Origin of the sequence: Bacillus sp. NPDC094077, assembly GCF_050279465.1 — a bacterium.
Lineage (GTDB): Bacteria > Bacillota > Bacilli > Bacillales > Bacillaceae_G > Bacillus_A.
In genome coordinates this window covers 365,860-384,275 of sequence record NZ_JBNNUF010000002.1, presented here as the reverse complement: position 1 = coordinate 384,275, position 18,416 = coordinate 365,860, and the positions used below count along the sequence as shown (strand labels likewise).

The window sequence follows — 18,416 nt, the reverse complement described above, 5'->3', positions numbered from 1 at the left end:
TTTACTTTCCCCCCAGAATTTGTTTTATTTGTTTAATCATTTTCATTCGTTTTTCTATGTCTTTACCAATCTCTTTTCCACGCACTAATGATGCTTCTGTATCGTCATAAGCTGGTATTGAAACAACCGATATTTCATAAAGTTCTACTTCTTTAACGGTCCTAACTGCTGGCTCAACATTATAATCCCATTCTTCTCCAGTTACCCAAAATCCAAATGAGCATTGATTAATGTCACCCCTGGACATACTTTCTGTTAAATCACGACCAGTAGAGGTGTTAGGTAATTCAACTTCAAATTTCAGTCCCTTTTCATCCTCTTCTAATCGTAAAGTTCCGCTTTTAGTTCTACCCAAAACGTTATCCCAGTTGTGATTAAATAACGCTCTAATATCCCCATTCTCAGAAAGAGCACGAGCAAACGCACCAGGTGCAATAATTTCATCAAACCAACCACCAATAGATGTTTTTGAATTAAACACGGCTGCATAACCAGTTATCATAGAAGGTTGTTCACCTGTTGCCTCTCTAGTATTTAATTTTGTGATGTCAAATGTCCGCGTTTCCTTTGTCTTTGCCACCTCCATCACCTCCCTTCAGTGAATCATCTGTAGCTTGTTTCTCACCAATTTTAGATAAGTCATTTGAAATATAGATAGCTTGTGATTCTGGTGTATTTTGCATAGGGAATCCAAGCATATCAGCAACATTATCTGGCGATGTAATACCAGTTCGAACAATGTTGTAAGCAATGTTTGTTTTCATACTATAAGTAACAAAATCAAGGATATTAATCTTGAATTTAATACGTTTGTCCGAATTTTTTCCGAAAAAAAGAAGACTCAAATGGTCTTCAAAGTTTTTCATTATTGGTCTAACTGCTTTGTTATGTAAATACATCATTGCCTGCTCAAGGTCTTCCTTAATTAAAGCCGTGTATGTATCCACATTTACACCTAAAAACTTACCTAAATCCTTTTTGTATACATTTAGATATGCTAGAGTTTTTTCATCGTCTAACGGGCTTTTAAGCGTATCTATTGAGTACCCTTTTCCAAGTGGAATCATTTTAACGGACCTTGCATCATCAATAGATTCCAACTGATCTAAAATCTTTTTAATTAATTTAGACTGTGCACCGTTCTGTGGGTTAATATGGGCATCTAACTTTAAAATAAAGGCTAATAATCCGCCCTTTTTATACTTATCAGTCAATGTTTTCTCAGCTGACATAACACCTTCAAGCGTATCCTTTCCTAAATCAAGAATACCTTTACCTTTTAAATGATCAGCACCAATATTCTTCACATGTCGAATCATATATGAAGGTATTTCTTCTCCATTTACTTTAAAATGTTCTATCAATCTATCATCCAATTCTGTATAAACATTAGATGCTAAGTGTAATTGGTCACCATCCAACACTGGAAAGGTTTCACCTTGAAGTAAATATGTATTAGTCATTAATTTGATGAATTCAGACTGTGTAAGATAGTTGTTTGGATTCTTCAATACTTTAAGAACAAAATCTTCTTTAATTTCCTTGCCATCCTTACCTTCCACAACAATCTCAGCTAACATCATTTGATTACTTATATCTTGTAGTAACTCATAAACATCACTAGATTCCAAGATATTATCATCACCTGCATATCTACCACCATAACGAACTACATTATTGAAAATATCTTCGAACAAGCCACGTTTCTCAGCTTGTCTAAATAAAAAGTTTGAAAACCTATCCCTTAAACTCAATTTCTCACCGCCTTCCTTAAGATATATCCTCCTTACGGAAATTATAAATATGTTGCCTCATATTACTAACTAATAGTGAGTAATTACGATTTAAAAGTATGTGATCATCTCTTTCGATTTTTTGAGTGTAATTACACTTTTTTATAACGTCATCTATCCTCTTTACTGAGAGTGCTACATCATCGTGTAATATGTGATACTTCTCGAAAAGAATCGGTCTGATTTTAGATTTATAAAAATCTAAATCAAAATCTATAATTGTACTTTCGACTTTAATATATAATTGTGTCTCCCCATCAATCTTAAGAATTTGACTGTAAGTTGATAATGTTTCTTTTAGTTCATTTCTTTTTTCTTTTATCATATCTCTCGTTACCTGTTGTTCCAGAATGTTCTTATTTCCTTTTTGAGTCCAATAGACACCTCCTAATGCACCTATCAATGTACAAACACCTGTTATAATATTAGGTATAAATTCTTTCATAAAAACACTTCCTCATCAGTTAATATTTATATTTAGTATAACTGATAAGATATGAAACTACTTTTTTATCTATAAATTTCATCCAGTAACTCATCCAAGCCCTCATCATTTACTTCATTCATCATCATCATCGTTTCTTTATGCGCATTGAGCAACGCTACAAATCCATCAATTTTATTTTGACTCTGCTTTTTAGATGGTGCTTTTAATCCTTGCATATTAATAAAGGCAACAACATTTTCAGTACAATAAATAAGTAAAGGATTATCCGTCTCAACTTTCCCTTCAAACATTAATAATTCAATGTCATCAAATGGAGCATTCATACTTGATGGATACTGACGAACCTCTATACATTCAAAACCTTCTTGTTCTAATGATTCAACTAATTTAACAGCATGCGCTGGATCATAGTTAATTTGTTTCACACTATAAATTTGTGCCTGCTCTTTGATATAATCTAAAACCATATCATAATCAATTGTTTTCCCATCACACAGTGTCACAAATCCGCGTTCAACTAAATTCCTATATGGAATATTTTCAAGTTTTTCTCGTGCTTCTATACCTTCTGAGGGGATGAAATACATTTGCTTTACCTTTAATTTCGGTTTCCCCTCATCATTAAATGCTGGAATATTTATACTTACACAAGTTAAATCGGTAGTCTTAGAAAGGTCTAACCCAATAACACAATCTAAACCACTCAACTCTCCTAAATATTCCACTAAACACTTTTCTACAATCTCTTTCTCGAAATAAGTACCACTTGAACGAACAAATATATTTAAATGCTTAGCTAAAAACTCGTCTTTTCGTTCTGCTGACACTTGAGCTTCTTTGAACTGGTTTTCTAAATAGTCTTTCTTAACAGAAATGCCATAGTTCGGATTAACCTTTGCCCAAACTTTTGGATCATCCCATTTATCACCTTTATCAGGTTCATAAATTAGAACAAACCATGAATCATCATTTACTTCTCCATTTAAAATCTTCTTAGAATAATTGTAAATCTGTAATCCAACTGAAGTTGTTCCTTTTCCAGCTGTAGAAACAATAGACATTAAAGGCTGAGAACGTGAACCCATACCAGATTTTAATACATCATACATATCAGCATTATTTTGAGCGTGAACTTCATCAAGTAAAACGAAAGAAGGGTTTTTACCATCTAAACCTTTAGTATCTCTTGATAAAGGTTGAAGAGAGTTTCTAAATTTCTTTCCTTCAACAGAAAAAGAGTAAACAATTGAGTTTACTCCGCCTTTTGGTCCTCTATATATTTGTGTACGCTGATCTAAATCCGGGCTATTTTCAATTGTTATAGCAATCTTTTTTGCTGAAATGTTCGCCTGGTCTTTATCGGTTGCTGCGGTATAACATTCAGCACCAACCTCGCCATCTCCATATAAAGCATAAGTTGCTTGTCCAGCTGCAATAGTTGTTTTTTCATTTTTGCGAGGTACTTGAATGTAATCTGTACGAATAACCCTGACAATTCGCCCTTTATCATCTTTCTTTTTCCATCCATAAATATTTGTAAAAGCGAATTGTTGCCAATCTTTTAATTCATAATTTTGTCCAGCAACATCACCTTCTGCATAAATACAGAAAGTCTCCATAAAATCCATTGCTCTATTCGCTTCATCAAGATCTAACCAAATATCTTTTCTTTTTTTCCACCGTTTATATCGTTCTACAGCTTTAACAACTGTTTTTGGATATTGTTTTTTATTCTTTGTAACTTTTTTAGCGAACTCATCCGCATAATTTATACCACGTTCAATCATAGTTACTTCTTCCACTTATTATTAAATTTTTGGAAGGTATCGGTTTCTGGTGGATTTTTCCCCTGCCCTGGTGTATCTTTCGATAAAAAGTTTAGCAACTTCTCATAGGCTGCGGTATATCTGTTAATCATGGCGTTATAAGATTTTTGGGCTGGATTTTCCACAAGCATTTTTTGAGAACCATTTTGAAACATATAAGTAGGTCCTTTTGTTTTTATGGTATCTTCTAATATTTCAAGAGTAATAGTCATAAATGCAACACGTTCAATCAATTCTCTTATCGCTTGCTTTTTATCATCTGGCACATCTTTAAAAAGCTGGGTTAACCGTTCGATTTCCTGTTCAATTAACTCATCTTGTTTTTTCTTACTCAACTTCGCCATAACACTATACCCCCCCTCATGTAGAATTTACTCTGACACACGTTTGACTCCCCACTAGCTATCCCCCTAGAGAGTAAAATTTTATTTTTCGATAGGGGGGCTAACAATTAAAATAACTAGCAAAGATATTTTTCTTTTTATCGTCTTCTTCATTTTCCTCAATCATATGACAAGTTGGACAAAGTAATCTTAAGTTATTTGGTTCTAATTTTAATAATGGATTCTTTTTTATTGGAATGACATGATGAACATGTGCTTGTCTACCAAATACAAATATTCCGCACCTTTGACAGCAACCTTTTTCTCTTTCATAAACAAATGAACGCATTGACTGCCATGCATCTGAACGATAGAAAGGTTTATTCTCGTGATGATAAACCTCAGTCTTTTTTCTCTTCTTCTTTTTACGCTTATGCTCTTCGCAATATAAACCTTTTGCTACCTTATTATTACATCCATTGAAATTACAGTATCTCATGATAGTAATTCAATGATGTCTTCTTTCTTTTTAACATCGGCTGGAATCTCAATGCCTAATTCATCAGCATACTCACGTAACTCTTTCACTGTCATGTTACTTAGTACTGGCACTTCACTAACTACTGTCTTATCCGGTTCAGTTGGTAAGTCCATCCCCAGAATCATGCTCTCAGGATTAACAGTTACTTCAAATCCTGGTTCCTCACCTGTAGGAACAAATAGACTCTTCTTCTTTCCATTATCCCAATACTCGGTACCTGATATTGTTTTTCTAATTTCAGTAATCATTATTATCTCACTCCTCTTAATCTTGATTTATCAATCACCCACGTATTACCAATCTTCTTTGCTACAATCTTTCTTTGAGCACAAAGATTCTTGATATGCCCAGGTGATACATTAAGAATGGATGCAGCTTCATGCGCATCAATCACATTATGCAAGACTTCATTCATTTCCTCTTTCTCATCCTTTATAGCTTTCAATTGTGCCATTTCCTTTTCAACCATCTTGTCTATTGGATCTAAAAACTTTACTGAAGTTATAGTTAATTGTTTGTGATTAGAATCTTTGAACTTTTTAAATAACCCAAACATACGAAACACCACCTGTGTAATTTTCACATAATAAAAAGACACTTATTAAAGTGTCTTTTTATTATTCGTTCTCTTCGGTATCTTCTTTATAACTAACACCTGTAAGCTCTTCAATTAGCTTTTTACCATCACGTTGTATAACACTCTGAAATTTGTTCTCTAACTCTTCCTTGGTAGCAATCTCTTTTTCCATTAGTATTTCGGTCAATGTACGAATTTTCAACTGTGCTTCAAACAATTGTTTAATCGTTCTTCCTTGTAAAGTATCATCAGATTCTTCTTCATCTACAATGGAAAGTATATATCGTATGTCGATATTAGTATCATCTGTCAATTCATCTTGATATCGTGAAGATACTGAATCTACTTTCACTCGATATTCTGATTGTGTATTTGTAAATAAGAGTTTGATTGTTCCCTTAAACAAATTTTTTATCATATAATAATTATTTTTACCTTTAACATGCAAACCAATATCGAATGCATTTACTTCTCCATTATCATCTATTATTTCCCCATAACTAGCACACTGAAGTTCTACATCATTTACTACAATCGTATCCAATTCATTTCCTCCTCTTGTTTTCTAAAAAGTTTTTCAATTTATATTTTACCATTTTTTTCATTCAAAAACCTTTTAAAAAGGAGTTAAAATAAAATCTTCAATAACAAGAGAGCAACCGTGTAACAGTTGCTCTCTCCTATATAACTTTTGTTGTTCTTCCAATCACTGTATTTATTTAAATAGACTACGTGTCTTATACATCAGTGACTGGAAGAAGAGCAAAAGCTCTCTTTATAGACCGTTTAGTTTTTTGTACTCTTACATAATTTCAAATAGATTCGGAAGTTCTCTTTGTAATTATGTACTTACACTATAAACACCAGTTCATTCAAACAGGCATCCATAAAAGCTGCATTCGGTAACCAACCCATTAAAATTTCGCGCTTTCTATAAAGATAGAAAAGAGCAACCATGCACCAGTTGCTCTTACGTAAAATTCTATGAAATTACTATAATTCATTTTTTCAATGGTTAACATTCACGGAGCTGAGTGTCATTAAAGTGCAAGTTCTTCCGCAAACTTTATTCGTTTCATAATCTCAGCATGTTTTTTATAAATATAGCTAGAACTATAATTCATATTCTCAGCTACTTCTTCTAATGTCATTCCATCAATATACTTCTTTTTAAGTATTTTATTTTCTAAACCTTTGAACTTACTTATTAAGTGTACAAGATTTTTCATTTTCTCTTGTTTTATATGAAGTTCGCTTTTTATCTTCTCAATTATCTCTTCTACCTTTGCACCTTGTGAATCTGATGTTAAACGGACATTGCACAAATCGCCTCTAATCCAACGTTTTAATTCAGCTTCTGTTTGTTCTAAGTTGTATTCTAAATATGCAATTTCTTCTTCAAGTTTTTGATAATCTTTAAGCCATTTAAACAAGGAATGACTCACCTACTTTCTATTTCAGCGCCTGGGCTTATTTCGTCATGTTTCTTCTTTTTAGTTGTAATCTTAAATGTCCCACGCACACGTTAAACTTATTAGCAATCTTCTTGTATGTCATTCCGTTCTCTTTAAGCTTGACTGTTGTTTCACAAATTTCATCCCATTGCTCTGTTGTTCTTCGTTTTAGCTGTTTATTAACGACTGTACCACCCAAAAATACACCAATCTCATTGAGCATTTTTCCTATCTCGCATTTACTCCAACAATATTGCAAATCACGAGAATACTTATTTTTACAACCATGACAATGATCCTCTAACAGCTTCCCAACTTCCATTCTCGCTTCTTTTTTATTCATATAGCTGTCATTCCTAATTTATCTACATGATACAAATAATCAACAGCCGCTCTATTTGTTTGTGGCACTATATACGCTCTTTTCTCAAATTCCTCTCTTGGAATAGACTTTCTTCCTCCATCATAAAGCATTGATTCGTAATATTCGGCTACCAAGGAAACTGGAACAAAATATATAACATGGTCCGTTCGGAATTCAATTAAGAAGAAACAAATAGCACCCATTTCTTGTGTATCCTTTAGATAATCAATTTGATGTCTATGTATATATTCTAAAGGGAAACTTGTATTCTTTTCCGTGGATTTCGCTTCAAAATATACCGCCCTTCCTTTGTATACACCATCATAATCAACTGTTGATTTCTCTTGCCAATTGCTTTTCGTTATATTTCCTCGTTTATCCGTTTTTAAGACTTTAACTGGTGTAGGTCTTTTATTAAAAACACCTATGTTTGCTGCTTTATACATTCGATTTGTATTATTTAATAAAAGTTCAAACGCCATTCCTCTATTTGCATAACCCACCTAGATCACCTACTTTCTATTTCAAGATTCCACGTTTTACAAATATATTTCTCCATGCAGATGTAACTCTATCTTTCTCGAACTTTTTAGCACGTTTATTAATTGCTTTCTTGAGTTTTCTTACGATTAACCATTTATGCCTCTACTTTCTACTAAAAACTATAAATCTAATAAAATACTTTTATTTTCCTTCCTAAGACGTTTTAACATCCGCATGATAAATTGTATTAGGAATGAAAAACGCCATAGTTTCTCTTGAATCTGAAAAGCCATTTTTCGGCAAAATGAAATTTTTATTTTGTTTTACGTTTCACTTCACCCTGCCATGTCTTCTTTAAAAAACAATGGCTCTAAATCTTCTGCAGCAATTTGATATGTTTTAGTAGAATTAACAACACCTACTGTTACAATGTCATCATCTTGATATAGTACTGTTAGTGCATTTACATCATCCGTTACCCAGTCACCTGTAATAAACTTACCTGGGACTCTTCCTTTACGTCTGAATACTTCACGCCAACTTTCCATATCAATTTCTTCTGCAGTAGCTAAACGGCACTGATCTATATGATTGAATCCCCATTCCCCTTTAATTGAACCTTCACTTTGCCAAAATCCCCATAGAGCCAATTTATTATGAACGTTATTGTTAACAGCTTTTTCAACCTTTGTAATTTGTGGACCATCTTCCAGTTCACAAACAACCCATTGTCCTTTTATTTCTTTTTGATTTGCTATTTGTAAATTCATTGATTCTCGCTCCATTCTGCTTGACCTAATGTAATAAATATTTGTCGTTTCAAAACATTCCCCATCACTGCATTCATCCATAAATAAGGATTAATTTTTCTCTTTAGAAATTCGATGACTGCAATTAACTCTTGAGTAGATAGTGATACAAATTCACCTAAAGGTTCTTGATTAAACTTGCCACCACGTTTTTCTATAGTTAGAACCACTTCATTTTTAATAACGTATCTTTCTGCAGTTACTAAATTGAATTGACGGACCTTATCGCGACCAAATCCTCTTATTAATTCCTTTAGCAAATCGCAAATCAAGCGAAAATCTAATACTTTTAACGTTTGCTCGATTTGTCCACTGCAACTTTTACACAATGTTTTCTCTAAGCCATCAATGTACATATTTCTTTCATCAGTAGGCGGAATAGAATTACCGCAAATATCACACCATTCTCCTACATCAGCAAAGATATCTAGCATGTTAGTCACTCCTATGATTTATATTTGTTTAACACTTCTTGCAATCTTTCACGCTCTTCATCAATAGATTGTGAGTGTTGTTTTTCTATTTCTTTTTTAGTTGGTTCAACATCTTCACGTAACCAATCTGGAACAATTTCTTTTCTATTCGAATGACCTGTACCTGATCTATTAAATTTCCTGTTCTTACTCATTTCAAAACGTCTATCTAATGCAGCGACATCATCTAACGTTTTTACTTTTTGCTTTTGCCAATTTTTCAATATTGCTTTTATGTAATTCCATTTAGGTGCATTTTCGTCAATTGCTTTATTAGTCGCATGTAGAATTAACTCCCGACCAAATAAATCACAAAACTCTCCTAATTCCGTAATTGCAATTTCACTTAAAGGAATGCCTTTTTCTCTTAAAAAGTTGTAACTGATTTTAAACTCTTCATCGACTAATACATGTGATTTCGATTCATCCTTATCATCATGATGATTAGTATTTGGTATATCAGTATTTAGTTTATTAGTACTTGGTATATTAGTATTTAGTAGCTCGGGATTTCCCACCGGAGGATTTTCCACTGGTGGCTCTTCCACTGGTGGAAAACCCGCCAGTGGCTCCACTTGCGGAACTTCATGAATTACTGTTTCCCAACTTACAATTTTATTGTTTTCGTTTCTAATTGGAAGACGTTGTAAATATCCGTATTCTTTTAACTCTTTCATGCCGCTTCTTAAACTATCAAGACCATCTTTCGCATGTGTAGCTAACTCTTCTCTATAAAATACCCAATCATCTGGAAGTGTAAGGATATACGCTAAAATACCTTTCGCTTTCCATGAAAGCCTTTCATCTCTTAAACCGGTATTATTTACGACAGAATAATTTTTGTTCTTTTCCACTCTTACAATTCCCATATTCCCTACCTCTCCTGTTTGCAAAAAATCAATTAATTGCTATAATACATATTATTGTTTTTACTTTAGGACCCGTTGCAGCGGGTTCTTTCCTTATGCATTTCTTCGAATTGCTTCAACAACTTCTTTTCTTCCTCCTACAGATTCCAGACGATCTGCTATATCTAGAACATCTTTACTCTCCTTTGAGGAATCATTTTTTATTTTCTTAAAGTACATGGCTGATAACTCTTTTGATATTTCTAAATCTCTACTATTTTGCTTTTGATATAAATCATGAAGTTCAACATAAGCAATTTTGTCCCCATTTCTATTAGCTTGCTCCATTTGTTTATATAAAAGCTGTCTGTTCTTTATACATTCCTTACGCTCTTTTTCTAATTCTGATGCCATTATCAAATGTTCTGGAAGCACTCTGCTTTCGGTTCCCATTGTTCAAACGCTCCCTTTCTAAACGATCACTTTCATCAAACTTTCGTTCAATGAAAGTACCACCTTTATAAATTCCATACATAAGTACCGCAAACCCTAATCCAAAAATACAGACATTCGTTGTACTTTCTACCGTTATAATGTCCATTAGGCTAAAACAAACACCTTTTTAGACTCTATTTCTTGCGATAATGCTTCATTTAGGTACTCTTTAATGTTATTCATCGCTTCTAGCTTCCAAGCCCCACCGTCAGCTTCAAACAAACCACAACGAGCACCTTCACGCATTCTGAATACAAACTTACTTTCTGGTTGTTCCACTTCAACAAATGTTCTATATGGGCTTAATTGAACTGGATTTGGTACTTTCGCATTCCCTCTACTAGCAACTCCTGTTTTCACCGTTACAGCTTGTGATACACCGTCATCTCCAATTTCCTTTACATCTTCTTCTACGACGGTACCTACTACCTGTAAAACGATGTCTCGATGATTGTTTTGTACAAAACCCGATTGCAATGCAATATTAAATTCTTCCCTGTCATAAAAGCTTCCAAAATTAAAACGTGGAGTAGATGCTTGCGCTTGGATATATGTACTTCTAGCCTTATCTCCATTAACTGCAGTAAAGCAACTTACCGTTGTTGGATTTACAATATGAATCATTACAGGTTCAGTTGTGTCAAATTCTGATTTTACATAACCTACTAAACCAGATAAACTACGTACAATAATTTCTGCAGGTGTTGGTTCTTGCACAAGATGTAATCGTTGCGTTGAGTATGTCTGTTCACCGATTTTATGTGTTTCAATCGTTCCAATCTCTAATACCTTTTCAATTGCTTCTCTTGTCATAGTCATTTTACATTTCCTCATTTCTTAATTTGATTTAGTTTTTAAATAATCGATTACTACCGTTTGCTTATCTGCTGCAGCTTTGTTTTGCTCTTCCACTTCTTCTATGGGTTGTCCAACATCTGTTTTTACATCACCCTGTAGATCCATATAGAATTGTCCTTTGGTTCCAGAAGCTAATTCTTGACCAACTAAATTTCCGTTCTGGTCCATATCTAATAGAATCTTAGACTCCACTGCTTCTGTTGGTGCTAGTTTCGAAGTTGCTTGAACCTGACAATTCCATACATCACGCTTTTTATCACCAGCAAACGAAAGTGTTAAAACAATCTTTCTTGCTTTTTTCGGATCGGTATTCAAATCCGCCATATTTTCCATTACTCGCTCAAACTCTTGATGAAACCTTTCAGCAAGCGCTCCATCAGCAAACGTATTTAAATCAATCATGACTTCCATTTCTTTTCTCACCTAAACCTTTCTTATTAAAATTCAACATCTACTTGAATATCGATATTTATAGGGATTTCTTGCGTTACACGAATTGATTTTTGACTTACACCTTTTTTAATCAACTTTTTAACTTCTTCTTTTGCAGCATCTTTTGAATTAAATTCATTGATACCTGGGAAGCCTGCGAAATTACTAACGATTACTAAAATCTTTTGTTGCATGTTATTTCCTCCTATTGAACTTCCGTTATGTTTATTTGTGCATTTGTAACCGTAATTTCTTCATCTAAAACTGTTGGAATTGAATATTCTTGATTAATGATTTGAATTGCTCTATCTAAATGATGACGTTTGATAGCTTTATAACTATTCACGCCAAACTCTCTATGTAGCTGACTATAAATATCGCTATATAGTTTTTTTCTAAGGCTAATGTCCTGATATGCATTAGAATCCTTACCACCCAATAGAAGAACCCCCAACTTTCTTACAGCTTTTGATATTTCATCACATTCAACTGCATATAAAGGTGCATTTTCACGTAAGTCCTTTACATCAGATTTAATATGCTGAATTTCTTGGGCTTGTCCTTCTAAGGCTTCAAACGTTAATTTCAAAACACTCATTGGATCCTTTGGTACTTTTTGCTGATTTTGTATATGTTGTTTCATACGTTTGAACTCTTCAATAAACTTGATTTTCATTTGAACAGCTTCTTTTGTGTTGTATCCCATGACAACCAGTGTGAAAGCTTCTTCTGTTAAATCGAATTTAGGCATTCTTTTATTTTGCGAATTATTGTAAGAGGACTCGTGAAAATTTACTTGTCCAAATTCTTTACCTGCATATCCAATTTGTTTTCGGATATCTTTTAAAACATTGTAATGATCTTTTCCAAACATATCTGCAATCATTAAACTGTCCGTTACTACCTCACCATTAACTTCAAATACTAATTGACTATTCACACGTTTTTCATTTACTACTGTTAATTGATCCATAACTTTTCCTCCTCTCTATATACTCGGAATGATTTTAGTTTGATTTGCATAGCGATGTATCAAATGCAATTCACTACTTACCTTTTTGAAAATCAACCAATTTTCCGGATTCAAATTGTATGATTGGATATGGATTTTTTCTTTCTTAGTGGGCTTTTTACCGTTCTTCAATTAACTCGCCTACTTCCTCTAATAAGATTGCATCGATATTTTCTAACTCTATATGTACCGGATATTCTTTTACTCCTTCACAGTTCCAACTGATTGCAGTTGTTTTCCCATTTTCATCTTTTCCGATTTTGAATTCTTTAGCTATAAAATTAATTGTTGCACCTGATTTAAAAATTACTGTTACTTTTTTCACTCCATACATCTCCTTATAGCTCGTCGAAAAACTTAGAAAGAAATAATTTCATTTCATTCGCTTTAAATAACCAACGATTATTTTTTTGTTTAGCAAATTCTTGTACACGAGGATCACAAACTACATATTCCATTAACCAGTCATAACTTCGACTAGTTTCATATTGAAGTCTTTTCATATCCCACCAAGTACCAACTCCCATATCCGCTAACCTTTCATTAACTTGTCGAGAAACTTCTTTTTGCAAGTAGACATCATCAATTATGACTTGCACTGTCGCTGCCATTATGAAGCCTCCTTCACATCTAAAATTTTCATGATTTTTTCTCTTACTTTTTTTCCGTTCCTTTTTCCCGAAAGAATATCGGATAGATACGGATTTGAAATCTCTAACATTTCTGCTAAATCCTTTTGCTTCATATCATTGATTATCAGCCATGTTTTAACTTTAATTTCAAATGCATTATTATCCATGCTTTCTCCCCTTTCTATTTTATTAGCTAATTTTTTAGCTTTTTATTGACATTATCTATCCTAAAAGTTAGAATTAAGACATAGCTAATAAACCTACATTAATAGCCTTTTACGTTGGGGAACGTGGTATGACGGCTTTATTCAGTAGTGTTTCGAGAGCTAAATAAATAGCTTATGAACACATAATACTATCCTATAAGTAAGAAGTCAACATTTAAATCTAACCTTTAGGATAGAATGTGTTTTAGCGTGAGATAGGTGGAAACAAATGACGTTATTTGAAAAAGTAAAAGAACTGGCTTCTAATCAAGGACTATCAATGGCTGAATTAGAAAGGCGCTTAGACTTTAGCCCTAATACTTTATATAAGTTAAAAACTCAAAAGCCATCAATAGATAGAATAGAAACTATAGCTCAATACTTTAATGTGTCAACAGATTACTTGTTAGGAAGAACCGACAAGAAATACTGGGAACTAAACGAAAAAGAAGAGAAGGATATACAAAAGAAATTAGAAGAATTAATAGAGGATATGAGTAAATCTGAAGCACTCGCTTTCTCTAAAGACTCTGAACCAATGTCAGAGGAAACTAAGCAGTTACTACTAGTATCATTAGAAAACTCTCTTAGATTGGGGAAACAAATGGCTAAAAAGAAATTTACACCTAATAAATACAGAAACGAATAGTGATGGGAGCGGATCTGGTTGGTTTCAAAACAACAAATCAATTTAAAAATAGACAAACTACTTAGACAATATAACACCAGGGATCCATTTCTCATTGCTGAAGAAAAGGGGATTGTAGTCATCACAGAAGACTTAGGAGATATTTTTGGATACTATCACAAAATATCTCGTATCCCCTTTATTCATATTAACGAACGACTTTCATATCAAAATCAAGTATTCACCTGCTTTCACGAATTAGGACACGCTATCTTTCATCCAAATGAAAATACACCTAGATTATCTAAGGTATCGCTTTGTTCTGAAATCCGTATAGAAGCAGAAGCAAATTATTTTGCAACAAGGTTTCTCATCGATGGAAGTCACCATGATTACTACATACAAACCAAACAAGAATTATTACAGTATTACGGAATACCTAAGCAAATGGAACGCTTCTTTTAATTATTAACATGACTAATTTTCCACACCAAATATAGTTAATGAAAACGGAGGGTTTAAATGGCTAGTTTCAGAAAACGAAATGATAAATGGGAATATCGCATTAGATACAAAGAGATGGGAAAATACAAAGAAACCTCTAAAGGTGGATTTAAAACCAAAAAAGAAGCTCAATTAGCTGCCGCTAAGGTTGAAGAAAAGTTAGCTAGCGGGGTTGGCGTAAACATTAGTAATTTAACATTCAACGTCTATATGTATGAATGGTTAGATACTTATAAAAAAGGAACTATTTCTGAACAAACATATAAAGTTTACAAAAAGAATATTCGATTGTATATATTACCTGCATTTGGTAACATAAAATTGAAAGATTTAACTCGTGTTAAATATCAAAAATTCATAAATGACCTTTTAAAAAAACTTAGTAAACAAACCGTATCGCAAATCAATGCTACTATGCACAATGCATTAGAAATAGCGGTTAATGAACTTGAAATTCTCGCTAAAAATCCAACAAACAAAATTAGTATCAAAGAACATCAGGTAATCGACAAACGAACAAAAATTAAATGTTTTGACATTGATGAATTAGAATCATTCTTGAACTACGTTTTAAATGAACAAGCTACTTTTAAATACTATTCTCTGTTTATGTTTTTATCGAGAACTGGCTTACGAATCGGAGAATGTTTGGCGTTACAATGGGATGATATAGAATTTGAAAAAAAACAAGTCTATATTAACAAAACATTAATTACCACTCAAAGAAATCAGTCTATAAAATTCGGACCACCTAAAAATAAAAGTAGTATCAGAATACTTACTCTAGATAATTCTACTTTAGCACTTTTAAAGAAAATAAAAAAAGAACAAGCTAAAAACACCTTAAGAAACGGGAAATATTATAAGGATTATAACTTTGTATTTACCAATGAAGATAACTCTTGTATGTTGCGGGCTTCAACGCTAGGTTTTTTGAAAAAAACATGCAATACGGGGGGATTCGAATATATTACATTGCATGGTTTCAGACATACGCATGCTGTTCATCTGTTACAAAGTGGAGCGAATATAAAATATGTTTCTGAACGCCTTGGACATTCCACTATCAACATGACAGCGGATGTTTACCTACATGTAACAAAATCTATGGAAGAAACCACAGTAAATCAATACGATGATTTTTTGAAATCTCGTGGGCAAATTGTGGGCAAGAGGTTTTGATAAAGCGACCAGAATTATTAGTATAGAGGTATTTAGATAGAAATAATGATAATAATGTATTTTCATTGTTTGTTAGTACCTTTTTACATTCTGGAAGTAATGAGAAATAAGAGAATTTCCGCTGAAATTCTTTAAATAGATCCTCCCTCTCCTTTACCTTTATACCAAGTTTTATTTTAGTACCTTGAACTTTATATATTCTCTCATTATATGGAAGTAGTACTCTTCTATTTGTTCCAACAATATGGTCTTTCGGGTATTGAAGAATATGTTCCAATTCAACTTCTCCACCTATATGAAAATCATCTTTTAAATTTCTAAATAACTTAATCCATTTCATACCGTTTGTAGCTTGTTGCACTTTTAGCTTTACAAACCGTATTTTTTTATTATTTGATGTGAATTCTGGAGTAGAAATCAATATCATGCCCCGTTTTCGTCTTAAAAGTAAAGGAATATCAGGATGGTTATATTCTTGATAGAATCTCCGAATGCCTACTGAAACATTTAATAATGGGACATTCTCGCCTCCGCGAGTTATACATTCAAGTCGATATACATAGGCGAAAAAATCTTGTGTTTTTTCATCTTTAATTGGCTCTGACATAACTTCACAGATATTTTGTGATCTAAGAGGAGAAAAATAGATTTCTTCATTTGTATTTTCTAATTGTATAGGGCGTTCACAAAAAATATGTGAAATTAAAGCTGGTATCCACTTAGAAAACGTTTCATTATCATGTAATACAGGTAAATTAGAAATCGAATCGTAATGCCATTCATATTTTGGCGGTTCTATTAATTGATTCGGTTTCCAATCATGAATAACCTCATACCAGCTTTGGAAAATATAATCAAGTTGTTCTTGTTTAATTGGTTCTTTGGATACAATCCATGGTGTATTTTCATTTAATACATACGGATTATGCTGAATAAATAATATATCTGAAAACATATCATACAGTCTTTCGTTTAAACGTTTCAGCTTACTCGTTAATAAAAATGTCTTATAATGTATCTCAACAATGTCCAACCATTCAATAGGGAAATATATAAATGATACATGTTCATTAAAAAGTGGTTCTACTATATTTTCAAATGTTAATAAGCGTAATTTTTCCATGTAATGAATACTTCCTTTCTTCATTTGTCTTGATCATCAAAAAATAGAAAAAATAATTACTTTGTATACATCCTAATCTAAGAAATTTAAACCCAAGTGCTTTAAAGAAAATAAAATAAATCGCTTTATGACAATATTACACTATAAATTCCTTACTTTTAAAAGTAAGGAATAAAAATCTAATTTTATTTATGTCATATTTTCCATTAATATCCCTCCTCAAGAATGATTATATTATATTTATATATAACGTATTTATAATTTACGTATTTTTTACATAAAATATACATAAGAAGAGGTATTGCATAAGTACATGCAATACCTCCACTAAACTTTTTATCTAATAGTATCTTTTTCTTCTATATTAATCGGCCACTTTTCTAAAGTGTAAGCCATTTCCCAAAATGAATATTCATATTGACTACTAATTATAAAGTGCTGTTTCATTCGCTTACGATTTGCCTCTGTTACTTTTTCAGCGATAGCATCTAATCGTACAATTTGTTCTTCAACTAACGTACGGAACCAATCAGATCCATAAGCAGAAATCCATTCCCTATAAATTGGCTCTTCCGGCTGACACCCTTTTAAACGTTCACCAATTTCGTAATATAACCAATAACAAGGTAAAATTGCTGCAATGATATCTCCTAAATGTCCTTCATACGCAGCACGATACATATGTGAGGTATACGCATATGCAGTTGGCGCAGGGATAAAATTATCTTTTTCTGCTCTTGTTATCCCTAACTTCTTGGCAAAATTCTCATGTAAGGATAATTCCGCCTCATATGTATTTTGGGCATGGTGTGCCATACGAGCTGTCGTTTCTAATTCAAGAGCCTTTGCAGCTCCTAAAGTTTGTACTCTAGCAAAATGACTCAAATAATACGAATCTTGAAGCACGTAATATCGAAAACTAGCTAAATCTAATGTTCCCTCACCAAGTTTTTTTACAAAAGGATGATTAAAACTTGCCTCCCAAATAGAATTTACTTCTTTACGTAATGTTTGTGAAAAAGTCATTTGAATCCCTCCAATAATGTATAAAATATAAGTATTTATCCACAGTTATTAAGGCTGGAAAATAAAAAAACTTTCTTTACAGGCGTAAAGAAAGTGAAATAGACAATATTAATTTATTCATTAAATATGACCGTCTTCCCACTTCCCTACGCTGGCATTAACCAGATCAGGTACTAAGAGTTTCAAAATTATATTTGATCTCAGCCTATAAAAGGCCCCCCTAGTGGATAAATATTTAGTTTTCATATTCATCATAGCATACTTCATAGAAGCCTCAAAATTATTGACTTTTACTTGTAGACTATAAAATGAAACTTAAATCAGCAGTGATTTTTTCCATCCTAACCGATTATTAACCCTGACCTATCATGCTGCGCGC

The 18,416-nt window shown here is 32.8% G+C and carries 30 protein-coding genes, 1 pseudogene and 1 riboswitch; of the genes and pseudogenes, 3 read left to right on the top strand and 28 right to left on the bottom strand.

Features of this window, described 5'->3' with window-relative positions; genetic code table 11:
* Position 1: 1 nt before the first annotated feature.
* From ACQKNR_RS06860 to ACQKNR_RS06735, 26 genes are all read right to left on the bottom strand, one after another.
* Entirely contained in the window at positions 2 to 580 is a 579-nt protein-coding gene (locus tag ACQKNR_RS06860; protein ID WP_427316380.1) for an HK97 family phage prohead protease, read from the bottom strand.
* Entirely contained in the window at positions 549 to 1,754 is a 1,206-nt protein-coding gene (locus tag ACQKNR_RS06855) for a phage portal protein (protein ID WP_427316378.1), read from the bottom strand. Before ACQKNR_RS06855 ends, ACQKNR_RS06860 begins: the two co-directional genes overlap by 32 nt.
* Positions 1,755 to 1,770: 16 nt before the next feature.
* Positions 1,771 to 2,238 carry a hypothetical protein gene (locus ACQKNR_RS06850; protein ID WP_427316376.1) on the bottom strand — a complete coding sequence of 156 codons (468 nt, stop codon included), beginning with the start codon at positions 2,236 to 2,238 and terminating at the stop codon, positions 1,771 to 1,773.
* Positions 2,239 to 2,303: 65 nt separating this feature from the next.
* Positions 2,304 to 4,028 (bottom strand): terminase large subunit, encoded by a 1,725-nt coding sequence (locus tag ACQKNR_RS06845; RefSeq protein ID WP_427316374.1) that lies wholly within the window; start codon positions 4,026 to 4,028, stop codon positions 2,304 to 2,306.
* 2 nt (positions 4,029 to 4,030) lie between these two features.
* Positions 4,031 to 4,411 (bottom strand): hypothetical protein, encoded by a 381-nt coding sequence (locus ACQKNR_RS06840; protein ID WP_427316372.1) that lies wholly within the window; start codon positions 4,409 to 4,411, stop codon positions 4,031 to 4,033.
* Between the two features lie 100 nt (positions 4,412 to 4,511).
* Entirely contained in the window at positions 4,512 to 4,889 is a 378-nt protein-coding gene (locus tag ACQKNR_RS06835) for an HNH endonuclease (RefSeq protein ID WP_427316370.1), read from the bottom strand.
* On the bottom strand, positions 4,886 to 5,179 hold the full coding sequence (locus ACQKNR_RS06830; RefSeq protein ID WP_427316368.1) for a Rho termination factor N-terminal domain-containing protein: 294 nt from the start codon (positions 5,177 to 5,179) through the stop codon (positions 4,886 to 4,888). Before ACQKNR_RS06830 ends, ACQKNR_RS06835 begins: the two co-directional genes overlap by 4 nt.
* Positions 5,180 to 5,181: 2 nt before the next feature.
* Positions 5,182 to 5,346, bottom strand: a complete 165-nt coding sequence (locus ACQKNR_RS06825; protein WP_427317009.1) for a helix-turn-helix domain-containing protein — start codon at positions 5,344 to 5,346, stop codon at positions 5,182 to 5,184.
* A gap of 202 nt (positions 5,347 to 5,548) precedes the next feature.
* Complete coding sequence (locus tag ACQKNR_RS06820; protein WP_427316367.1) at positions 5,549 to 6,052, bottom strand: hypothetical protein; 504 nt, start codon at positions 6,050 to 6,052, stop codon at positions 5,549 to 5,551.
* A gap of 496 nt (positions 6,053 to 6,548) precedes the next feature.
* The gene (locus ACQKNR_RS06815) at positions 6,549 to 6,941 is read right to left on the bottom strand and encodes a hypothetical protein (RefSeq protein ID WP_427316365.1); all 393 of its coding nucleotides are present in this window, start codon (positions 6,939 to 6,941) and stop codon (positions 6,549 to 6,551) included.
* A gap of 37 nt (positions 6,942 to 6,978) precedes the next feature.
* On the bottom strand, positions 6,979 to 7,305 hold the full coding sequence (locus tag ACQKNR_RS06810; RefSeq protein WP_427316363.1) for a hypothetical protein: 327 nt from the start codon (positions 7,303 to 7,305) through the stop codon (positions 6,979 to 6,981).
* Complete coding sequence (locus ACQKNR_RS06805) at positions 7,302 to 7,829, bottom strand: Holliday junction resolvase RecU (protein ID WP_000540087.1); 528 nt, start codon at positions 7,827 to 7,829, stop codon at positions 7,302 to 7,304. Before ACQKNR_RS06805 ends, ACQKNR_RS06810 begins: the two co-directional genes overlap by 4 nt.
* A 16-nt stretch (positions 7,830 to 7,845) precedes the next feature.
* The gene (locus ACQKNR_RS06800) at positions 7,846 to 7,956 is read right to left on the bottom strand and encodes a DUF3983 domain-containing protein (protein ID WP_427317008.1); all 111 of its coding nucleotides are present in this window, start codon (positions 7,954 to 7,956) and stop codon (positions 7,846 to 7,848) included.
* Between the two features lie 188 nt (positions 7,957 to 8,144).
* Positions 8,145 to 8,579: a hypothetical protein gene (locus ACQKNR_RS06795; protein ID WP_427316361.1), complete on the bottom strand. Its 435-nt coding sequence runs from the start codon at positions 8,577 to 8,579 to the stop codon at positions 8,145 to 8,147.
* Entirely contained in the window at positions 8,576 to 9,052 is a 477-nt protein-coding gene (locus tag ACQKNR_RS06790; protein WP_427316359.1) for a hypothetical protein, read from the bottom strand. Before ACQKNR_RS06790 ends, ACQKNR_RS06795 begins: the two co-directional genes overlap by 4 nt.
* A gap of 11 nt (positions 9,053 to 9,063) precedes the next feature.
* Complete coding sequence (locus ACQKNR_RS06785) at positions 9,064 to 9,960, bottom strand: DnaD domain protein (protein WP_427316357.1); 897 nt, start codon at positions 9,958 to 9,960, stop codon at positions 9,064 to 9,066.
* Positions 9,961 to 10,053: 93 nt separating this feature from the next.
* Complete coding sequence (locus ACQKNR_RS06780; protein WP_427316355.1) at positions 10,054 to 10,353, bottom strand: hypothetical protein; 300 nt, start codon at positions 10,351 to 10,353, stop codon at positions 10,054 to 10,056.
* Positions 10,325 to 10,540, bottom strand: coding sequence for a hypothetical protein (locus ACQKNR_RS06775; RefSeq protein ID WP_427316353.1), 216 nt, complete (start codon positions 10,538 to 10,540; stop codon positions 10,325 to 10,327). The genes ACQKNR_RS06780 and ACQKNR_RS06775 overlap by 29 nt, the downstream gene beginning before the upstream one ends.
* A complete protein-coding gene (locus ACQKNR_RS06770; RefSeq protein WP_427316351.1) occupies positions 10,540 to 11,253 on the bottom strand; it encodes a hypothetical protein in 714 nt (237 codons plus the stop codon). The genes ACQKNR_RS06775 and ACQKNR_RS06770 overlap by 1 nt, the downstream gene beginning before the upstream one ends.
* Positions 11,254 to 11,271: 18 nt before the next feature.
* The gene (locus ACQKNR_RS06765; protein ID WP_098357897.1) at positions 11,272 to 11,703 is read right to left on the bottom strand and encodes a replication terminator protein; all 432 of its coding nucleotides are present in this window, start codon (positions 11,701 to 11,703) and stop codon (positions 11,272 to 11,274) included.
* A 26-nt stretch (positions 11,704 to 11,729) separates the two neighbouring features.
* Entirely contained in the window at positions 11,730 to 11,918 is a 189-nt protein-coding gene (locus ACQKNR_RS06760) for a hypothetical protein (protein ID WP_427316350.1), read from the bottom strand.
* Between the two features lie 11 nt (positions 11,919 to 11,929).
* Complete coding sequence (locus tag ACQKNR_RS06755) at positions 11,930 to 12,697, bottom strand: ORF6C domain-containing protein (RefSeq protein ID WP_427316349.1); 768 nt, start codon at positions 12,695 to 12,697, stop codon at positions 11,930 to 11,932.
* Positions 12,698 to 12,712: 15 nt separating this feature from the next.
* Positions 12,713 to 12,868, bottom strand: coding sequence for a DUF6906 family protein (locus ACQKNR_RS06750; RefSeq protein WP_427316348.1), 156 nt, complete (start codon positions 12,866 to 12,868; stop codon positions 12,713 to 12,715).
* On the bottom strand, positions 12,855 to 13,061 hold the full coding sequence (locus tag ACQKNR_RS06745; RefSeq protein WP_427316346.1) for a hypothetical protein: 207 nt from the start codon (positions 13,059 to 13,061) through the stop codon (positions 12,855 to 12,857). The genes ACQKNR_RS06750 and ACQKNR_RS06745 overlap by 14 nt, the downstream gene beginning before the upstream one ends.
* A 13-nt stretch (positions 13,062 to 13,074) precedes the next feature.
* Positions 13,075 to 13,347: a DUF771 domain-containing protein gene (locus tag ACQKNR_RS06740; protein ID WP_427316344.1), complete on the bottom strand. Its 273-nt coding sequence runs from the start codon at positions 13,345 to 13,347 to the stop codon at positions 13,075 to 13,077.
* Positions 13,347 to 13,535 carry a helix-turn-helix domain-containing protein gene (locus ACQKNR_RS06735; RefSeq protein ID WP_427316342.1) on the bottom strand — a complete coding sequence of 63 codons (189 nt, stop codon included), beginning with the start codon at positions 13,533 to 13,535 and terminating at the stop codon, positions 13,347 to 13,349. Before ACQKNR_RS06735 ends, ACQKNR_RS06740 begins: the two co-directional genes overlap by 1 nt.
* 268 nt (positions 13,536 to 13,803) lie before the next feature.
* Between ACQKNR_RS06735 and ACQKNR_RS06730 the strand changes: the two genes are divergently transcribed.
* Genes ACQKNR_RS06730 through ACQKNR_RS06720 form a run of 3 tightly spaced genes read left to right on the top strand, consistent with a single transcriptional unit; the run spans position 13,804 to position 15,888 of the window.
* A complete protein-coding gene (locus ACQKNR_RS06730) occupies positions 13,804 to 14,223 on the top strand; it encodes a helix-turn-helix domain-containing protein (protein WP_000171806.1) in 420 nt (139 codons plus the stop codon).
* Positions 14,224 to 14,241: 18 nt separating this feature from the next.
* Positions 14,242 to 14,667, top strand: a complete 426-nt coding sequence (locus ACQKNR_RS06725; RefSeq protein WP_427316340.1) for an ImmA/IrrE family metallo-endopeptidase — start codon at positions 14,242 to 14,244, stop codon at positions 14,665 to 14,667.
* Between the two features lie 57 nt (positions 14,668 to 14,724).
* Positions 14,725 to 15,888 carry a tyrosine-type recombinase/integrase gene (locus tag ACQKNR_RS06720; protein WP_427316338.1) on the top strand — a complete coding sequence of 388 codons (1,164 nt, stop codon included), beginning with the start codon at positions 14,725 to 14,727 and terminating at the stop codon, positions 15,886 to 15,888.
* Positions 15,889 to 15,907: 19 nt separating this feature from the next.
* Here the strand turns inward: ACQKNR_RS06720 and ACQKNR_RS06715 are convergent.
* Both ACQKNR_RS06715 and tenA read right to left on the bottom strand, forming a co-directional pair.
* Positions 15,908 to 17,011: pseudogene (locus tag ACQKNR_RS06715) on the bottom strand (pPIWI_RE module domain-containing protein); the annotation flags it as partial.
* Positions 17,012 to 17,347: 336 nt separating this feature from the next.
* Positions 17,348 to 18,037 (bottom strand): thiaminase II, encoded by a 690-nt coding sequence (gene tenA, locus ACQKNR_RS06710; protein WP_427316336.1) that lies wholly within the window; start codon positions 18,035 to 18,037, stop codon positions 17,348 to 17,350.
* Positions 18,038 to 18,163: 126 nt separating this feature from the next.
* Positions 18,164 to 18,269: riboswitch (TPP riboswitch) on the bottom strand.
* Positions 18,270 to 18,416 lie beyond the last annotated feature (147 nt).